The 6,501-nt window shown below is 55.8% G+C and carries 5 protein-coding genes; 2 read left to right on the forward strand and 3 right to left on the reverse strand.

What is annotated here, in order from left to right; genetic code table 11:
- The first annotated feature begins 2 nt into the window (after positions 1–2).
- Together recF and gyrB are read left to right on the forward strand one after the other, a co-directional pair.
- Positions 3–1,106 carry a DNA replication/repair protein RecF gene (gene recF, locus AB5Z05_RS12685; RefSeq protein WP_005339305.1) on the forward strand — a complete coding sequence of 368 codons (1,104 nt, stop codon included), beginning with the start codon at positions 3–5 and terminating at the stop codon, positions 1,104–1,106.
- Positions 1,103–3,514 carry a DNA topoisomerase (ATP-hydrolyzing) subunit B gene (gene gyrB, locus AB5Z05_RS12690; protein WP_069529351.1) on the forward strand — a complete coding sequence of 804 codons (2,412 nt, stop codon included), beginning with the start codon at positions 1,103–1,105 and terminating at the stop codon, positions 3,512–3,514. Before recF ends, gyrB begins: the two co-directional genes overlap by 4 nt.
- Before the next feature lie 71 nt (positions 3,515–3,585).
- Here gyrB and AB5Z05_RS12695 read toward each other — a convergent pair whose 3' ends face one another.
- From AB5Z05_RS12695 to AB5Z05_RS12705, 3 genes are all read right to left on the reverse strand, one after another.
- A complete protein-coding gene (locus AB5Z05_RS12695) occupies positions 3,586–4,350 on the reverse strand; it encodes a GNAT family N-acetyltransferase (RefSeq protein ID WP_368151742.1) in 765 nt (254 codons plus the stop codon).
- Positions 4,351–4,554: 204 nt separating this feature from the next.
- Positions 4,555–5,328, reverse strand: coding sequence for an alpha/beta fold hydrolase (locus AB5Z05_RS12700; protein WP_368151744.1), 774 nt, complete (start codon positions 5,326–5,328; stop codon positions 4,555–4,557).
- 87 nt (positions 5,329–5,415) lie between these two features.
- Positions 5,416–6,456, reverse strand: a complete 1,041-nt coding sequence (locus AB5Z05_RS12705) for an IS481-like element ISAs19 family transposase (protein WP_279460456.1) — start codon at positions 6,454–6,456, stop codon at positions 5,416–5,418.
- Positions 6,457–6,501 lie beyond the last annotated feature (45 nt).

The following is a 6,501-nucleotide window of genomic DNA, read 5'->3' on the forward strand; positions in this document are numbered from 1 at the left end:
TCGTGTCCCTGGTCAAACTCCAGCTCAGCGACTTTCGCAATATCCAGCAAGCCAGCCTCAAGCTGTCGCCCGGCCTCAACATTCTGGTCGGGTGCAATGGCAGCGGCAAGACCAGCGTGCTGGAAGCCATTCACTACCTTGGTCTGGGGCGCTCCTTTCGCACTCATCTGACCGGGCGGGTCATCCGCCAGGGGGAGAGGGCCTTTACCCTGTTTGCCCAGTGCGAGCTGGAGGGGCGTCAGGTACCGATCGGTCTTGCCAAAGACAAGAGTGGCGAGACCCAGCTCAAGATTGCCGGGGCACAGGCCCAGCGGCTGGCCGATTTGGCGGAGCTGTTGCCGGTGCAGTTGATCCATCCCGATGGTTTCAACTTGCTGACGGGCGGGCCTCAGGCTCGCCGCGCCTGGCTCGATTGGGGCGTTTTCCATCAGGAGCCGACCTTCTTTGCCCTGTGGGGACGAGTGCGGCGGCTGCTGAAACAGCGCAATGCGCTATTGCGCCAGAGCACCCAATATCGCCAGCTGGCGTTCTGGGATCAGGAGTTGGTGCGGCTGGGTGGTGAGCTGGCCGAGTTTCGCGCCAGTTATTGTCAGGCCATTACGCCCCTGATCAAGGAGATGACGGCGGATTTTCTGCCGGAATTCGATATCAGTCTCGGCTTTTACCGGGGCTGGGAGAAAGATACTCCCCTCGGCGATCTGCTTGAGGCGGGGTTTGAGCGGGATCGGGCGCTGGGCTATACCGGTGTCGGTCCACAGAAAGCCGATGTGCGCCTCAAGGCGAACGGGGTACCCGCTCAGGATATTTTGTCCCGGGGTCAGCTGAAGTTGCTGGTCTGCGCCATGCGACTGGCCCAAGGGCTCTATTTGAATCAACATAGCAGCCGTGGCTGTATTTTTTTAATTGACGATTTTGCCTCTGAACTGGATGTCGACAAGCGCCGCTTGCTGGCCGCAAGGCTGAAGCAGTGTGCGTCCCAGGTGTTTATCACCGCCATCGACACCGGTCAGCTCGCAGACATGATGGATGCGAATGACTGCAAGTTGTTCCACGTGGAACAGGGTAAAATCTCCGAAACGTTAGAGAAGGCAGAGAGTAAGCTATGAGTGAAAATACTTACGACTCCTCGAATATCAAGGTGCTGAAGGGCCTGGATGCGGTCCGCAAGCGCCCGGGGATGTATATCGGCGATACGGATGATGGCTCGGGTCTGCACCACATGGTGTTCGAGGTCGTCGATAACTCCATTGACGAGGCGCTCGCTGGCTACTGCTCCGATATTCTGGTCAAGATCCATTCCGACGGTTCTGTCTCTGTGCGTGACAATGGCCGGGGTATCCCGGTAGACATGCATGAGGAGGAGGGCCGCTCCGCCGCAGAGGTCATCATGACCGTGCTGCACGCTGGCGGTAAGTTCGATGACAACTCCTACAAGGTTTCCGGTGGCCTGCACGGCGTGGGTGTCTCAGTCGTTAACGCCCTCTCTGACAAGCTGTTGCTGACCATTCGTCGTAACGGCCACGTCTACGAGCAGACCTATCATCTGGGTGAGCCGCAGGCGCCGCTCAAGCAGATTGGCGACAGCACCGGCACCGGTACCGAAGTTCGCTTCTGGCCGAGCCCTGCCATTTTCAGCGATACCCTGTTCCATTACGAGATCCTGGCCAAGCGCCTGCGCGAGCTCTCCTTCCTCAACTCCGGTGTCTCCATCCGTCTGCAAGACGAGCGTGATGGCCGCGAGGCGCATTTCTGCTACGAGGGTGGTATCAAGGCATTCGTTGAATACCTGAACCAGAACAAGACCCCGATCCACCCGAAGGTGTTCCATTTCACCACCGAGCAGGATGGTATCGGCGTGGAAGTGGCGATGCAGTGGAACGACGCCTATCAGGAAGGGGTCTACTGCTTCACCAACAACATCCCGCAGCGGGATGGTGGTACTCACCTCGTTGGCTTCCGTACCGCGCTGACCCGTACTCTGAACTCCTATATGGACAAAGAGGACTACAGCAAGAAGGCCAAGTCTGCCGCCAGTGGCGACGACGTGCGTGAAGGTCTGATTGCCGTTATCTCCGTCAAGGTGCCGGATCCCAAGTTCTCCTCCCAGACCAAAGACAAGCTGGTCTCTTCCGAAGTGAAGACCGCCGTTGAACAGGCGATGGGTGAGAAGCTGGCCGACTTCCTGCTGGAAAACCCGGGCGATGCCAAGATCGTGGTCAACAAGATCATCGATGCGGCCCGTGCCCGTGAAGCGGCCCGCAAAGCTCGCGAACTGACTCGCCGCAAAGGCGCGCTGGATATCGCCGGTCTGCCCGGCAAGCTGGCTGACTGTCAGGAAAAAGACCCGGCGCTTTCCGAACTCTACATAGTGGAAGGGGACTCTGCTGGCGGTTCCGCCAAGCAGGGCCGCAACCGGAAGAACCAGGCCATCCTGCCGCTCAAGGGCAAGATCCTGAACGTGGAGAAGGCCCGTTTCGACAAGATGATCTCCTCGCAAGAGGTGGGCACCCTGATCACCGCACTGGGTTGCGGTATCGGTCGTGACGAGTACAACCCGGACAAGCTGCGTTACCACAACATCATCATCATGACCGATGCGGACGTCGATGGTGCGCACATCCGAACCCTGCTGCTGACCTTCTTTTATCGTCAGATGCCGGAAATCATCGAACGTGGCTACGTCTACATCGCCCAGCCGCCGCTCTATAAAGTGAAAAAGGGCAAGCAGGAGCAGTACCTGAAAGACGAAGACGCGCTGCTGCAGTACCAGACCGCCATGGCGCTGGACGGAGCGACCCTGCACGTCAACGAGTCTGCCCCGGCCATCGGTGGCGAGGCATTGGAGCGTCTGGTCAATCAGCACCGCTCGGTGACTCACCTGATCACCCGCATGTCTCGTCGTGCGCCGGAAGCCGTGCTGACCCAGCTGATCTATCAGCCGGAGCTGAACGAAGCGCTGCTGAACAGCGAGAGCGATCTGCTGGCCTGGTGTCAGGGTATGGAAGCCGTGCTCAACGAGAGCAACCACGGTATCCAGTACCAGATCCAGGTTCGTCGTGACGAAGAGCGCAGCCTGTACGTGCCGCACGCCGTGGTACGTCAGCACGGTGTCGATCGCGAATATCCGCTCAGCTACGACTTCCTGCAATCCTCTGAGTACCGTCAGCTGGTCTCGCTGGGCAAGGAGATCGCCAACCTGATCGAGGAAGGCGGTTACATCAAGCGTGGCGAGAAGGTGAAGCCGGTCTCCAGCTTCGTCGAAGCGGTCGAGTGGCTGATGGGCGAAGGCAAGCGCGGCATCTACATCCAGCGCTACAAAGGGTTGGGCGAGATGAACCCGGACCAGCTGTGGGAAACCACCATGGATCCGGAAGCCCGCCGCATGCTGCGCGTCACCATCGACGACGCCGTCGGTGCTGACCAGCTCTTCTCCACCCTGATGGGTGATGCCGTTGAGCCCCGTCGCGACTTTATCGAGACCAACGCCCTGCGCGTAGCCAACCTCGACGTCTAATCGATGCTGTCAGCTCGATATACAAAAGCCGCTCCCTGTGAGCGGCTTTTTTACATCTGTAGTCTGCTTTATCAGAGCATTTTGCTCATGATGACCAGGTTGTGGGGTAGCACAGCACCATCGCTAGCCGTGCGATGACGCAACGCTGGCACTATGTGGTGGATGACCCTGAACCCCAGCTTGGCATAGAAAGACTCGGCGGTCTGGGTGCCGAGATTGACCTCGTAAACCCCTTGCTGCGTCAGGTACTCCAGCACGGTATTGGCGAGCAGGGTGCCGGTTCCTGCGGGTTGCCCTGGTTGCACGACCACAGTGCCGATATAGGCGTATCGCTGATTGTCTGTGGAGTAGATAGACCCGGACATACCTCCCTGCAGTTCACCATTCTCATCGCGCAGCATCAAGACAAAGGTCGGCTGGATTTTGGGATCCTGCTCGTTGACCGCTTCGATGTAGAGGATTTTGCCTGCTTGCTGAGAACCGCAATGCGCTCTGAATATTGCAGTGTGATCCGGGCCTGCGGGCATATGAACCGCTTCATGCAGATAGTCACGCTCGACCAGTGGGGGGTGCACCTGAGGGTAAGTGGTGAGTATCACCACCTCATTGATGAGGTGACCCTGTTGCTGCTGTTCCAGGATCAGCAGATCCAGATAATCGAGCGGAGCGGTGAGAAAGCTCGCTTCCGGGTAGTGGACGATTACGTTCTGGTTGAAGCCAAACTCCTGCTCACGCTGTTGTAGTAGGGCAAATAGCATCAGCTGTCGTTCGCTCAGTTTATCGGGGGAGCTGTTGTCCGGCTGGTACAGTTCGAGCGGATTATGTCGAGTGGTCATTGTTTCTCCAGAGAGTAAGGTGCGGGGATGATAGCACAGACGGCTCAGCCGGATGCCGCCCGACGTTCCACGTGAAACACTGGCAGTTGAAAGGATGGGCGAGCGGGCTGAGATAAAGAAAATGCCGAATTTGATGTTCGGCATTTTGATGATGAGTTCACTTGCACAGAGCTGATTCTTTATATGCAGTGTGCTATGGAAGAGTTAATAGTTTTTATGCTGTGACATGAACTGTTGAAGCATTTTACCTACCAGTTCCGGCGATTCTTGATGAGCTGAGTGAGCCGCGAGTGGAATATTGGCAAAACTGGAATCTGCGATTTTTGCTTTTAAAGCCACAGACTCCTCAAGCGAAAATATGACATCGTTATCACCCCTCATGATTAATGTCGGACAACGAATTTTTTCAACTAGGTTACTCGGGTAGCCAGATGGTGTTGTATCAAGCCAAACAGCCTTTACAGCATCGACCAGTTTTGGGAAATCAGGCTCGGGATTTGACACCTTATATAGCGCGACATCATCGGCAAACTTTGAAATCCAAAAGTCTGCTGTTAAGCCGCTTAGCAACCCGAGTGATGGATCATCAGGCTCTAATCGCCACGTTGCACCAAGTGTAACCAAACAAGAAACGCTATCGGGTTCTTGTACGGCTAGTCGATAACCTACGATACCACCATCACTAAAGCCAAATATTGAATATTTATCAACGCCCAGATAGTCGAGGAGTGTTTGGATATCTTGCTGATACTGCAAGTAACTCAGTGGCTTACTACCTAGAGGGGATTTTCCATGGCCACGGAAATCTACACTGATCAACTGATAATCCATGGCAACATATCTTTGAATGGGCATTAGTTCATTAAGGGAACCAAGGCCACCATGAAGCATCAATAAAGGCTTACCATCAGGATTACCCGAAAGTTCGTAATACAACTCACCACCGTTGACGCCGATATAACCACTTTTATTGTTCATGTTTTTGAGCAACCTCGTTTCGATGTATATGACCTAACTGTACAGATCTAGTTATCACCTGACACCGGCCTCAAACCGGTGTCTTGTTTACGCTACTTTAGAGCGCACTTCCTTCGGTATCAATTTCAGACCCTTCTTGAACATGCTGTAGGGGGTTTGACCCTCCATCATCCTGCCCTGATGTGGCCGCTGGGTGTTGTAGTGCACCAGATAGCTATCCAGGTCTGTCTGCATCTGCTCTACCGACTCATACCAGGTCGTCCTCCCCTTGATGCGGAAGTGTTCATCCAGCAAGGTTCGATGCAGCCGCTCGATAAAGCCGTTGCTCTGCGGCCTGCGCACCTTGGTGGTTCGGTGCTCAATCCCCTCCAGTTGCAGGAACAGCTCGTAGGGATGGTGGTCTGGGCGCCCACAGAACTCGCGCCCGTTGTCCGACAGGATGGTATAGACCCGCGCCTCGTGGGCCTCGAAAAACGGCAGCACCGTTTCATTGAGCACATGAACCGAGGTCACCGGCAGCTTGCTGGTGTAGAGCCGTCCCCAGGCGTGGCGACTGTAGCAGTCCAGCACGGTTTGTAGATACACCTTGCCAACCCCCTTGAGCGCGCCGACGAAGAAGGTGTCGACCGCCACCAGTTCTCCGGTGTAATGAACCTCAATCTGGCGTTCTCGGAACTCGGGACTGAATCGTTCTAACAGGCGAATTTGCTCGTCATTGAGCTCAATGGTCTGCTCACGGTGAGTTTTCTCAAGGCGCAGCAAGCGGTCGTGTTTAGAGAGCAAGTCGTGCCGTTGCCACACGCCACGCACACCGCCCGCACTGACATTGATGCCTTGCAGAGCCAGTTCTTGCGCGACCCGCAGCGGGCCTTGAGTTGGTCTGGTGAGGGAGTAATCGAGGATGGCCTGTTCAATCTCGGGCGCAACCCGATTGGGATGAGCCCCTTTACAGCCCGGCAATTTGTCGAGCAAGCCCTCGGCGCCATAGGTCTGGTAATTACGGCGAATTTCGTAGAACTGCTGGCGGCTGTAGCCAATGAGCTTGCAGGCTTTACTGACGTTATTGAGCTCTTTGGCGAGCTCTAGCAGGCTGAGTTTGCGACGTGCTACTTTCTCGTTGGTGGTCATACGGTGACTCCAGATAACACGGTAGGGGTACCGTTTTGTTATCCG

It is taken from the genome of Aeromonas sp. R2-4 (assembly GCF_040908365.1).
Taxonomy (GTDB): domain Bacteria; phylum Pseudomonadota; class Gammaproteobacteria; order Enterobacterales; family Aeromonadaceae; genus Aeromonas; species Aeromonas veronii.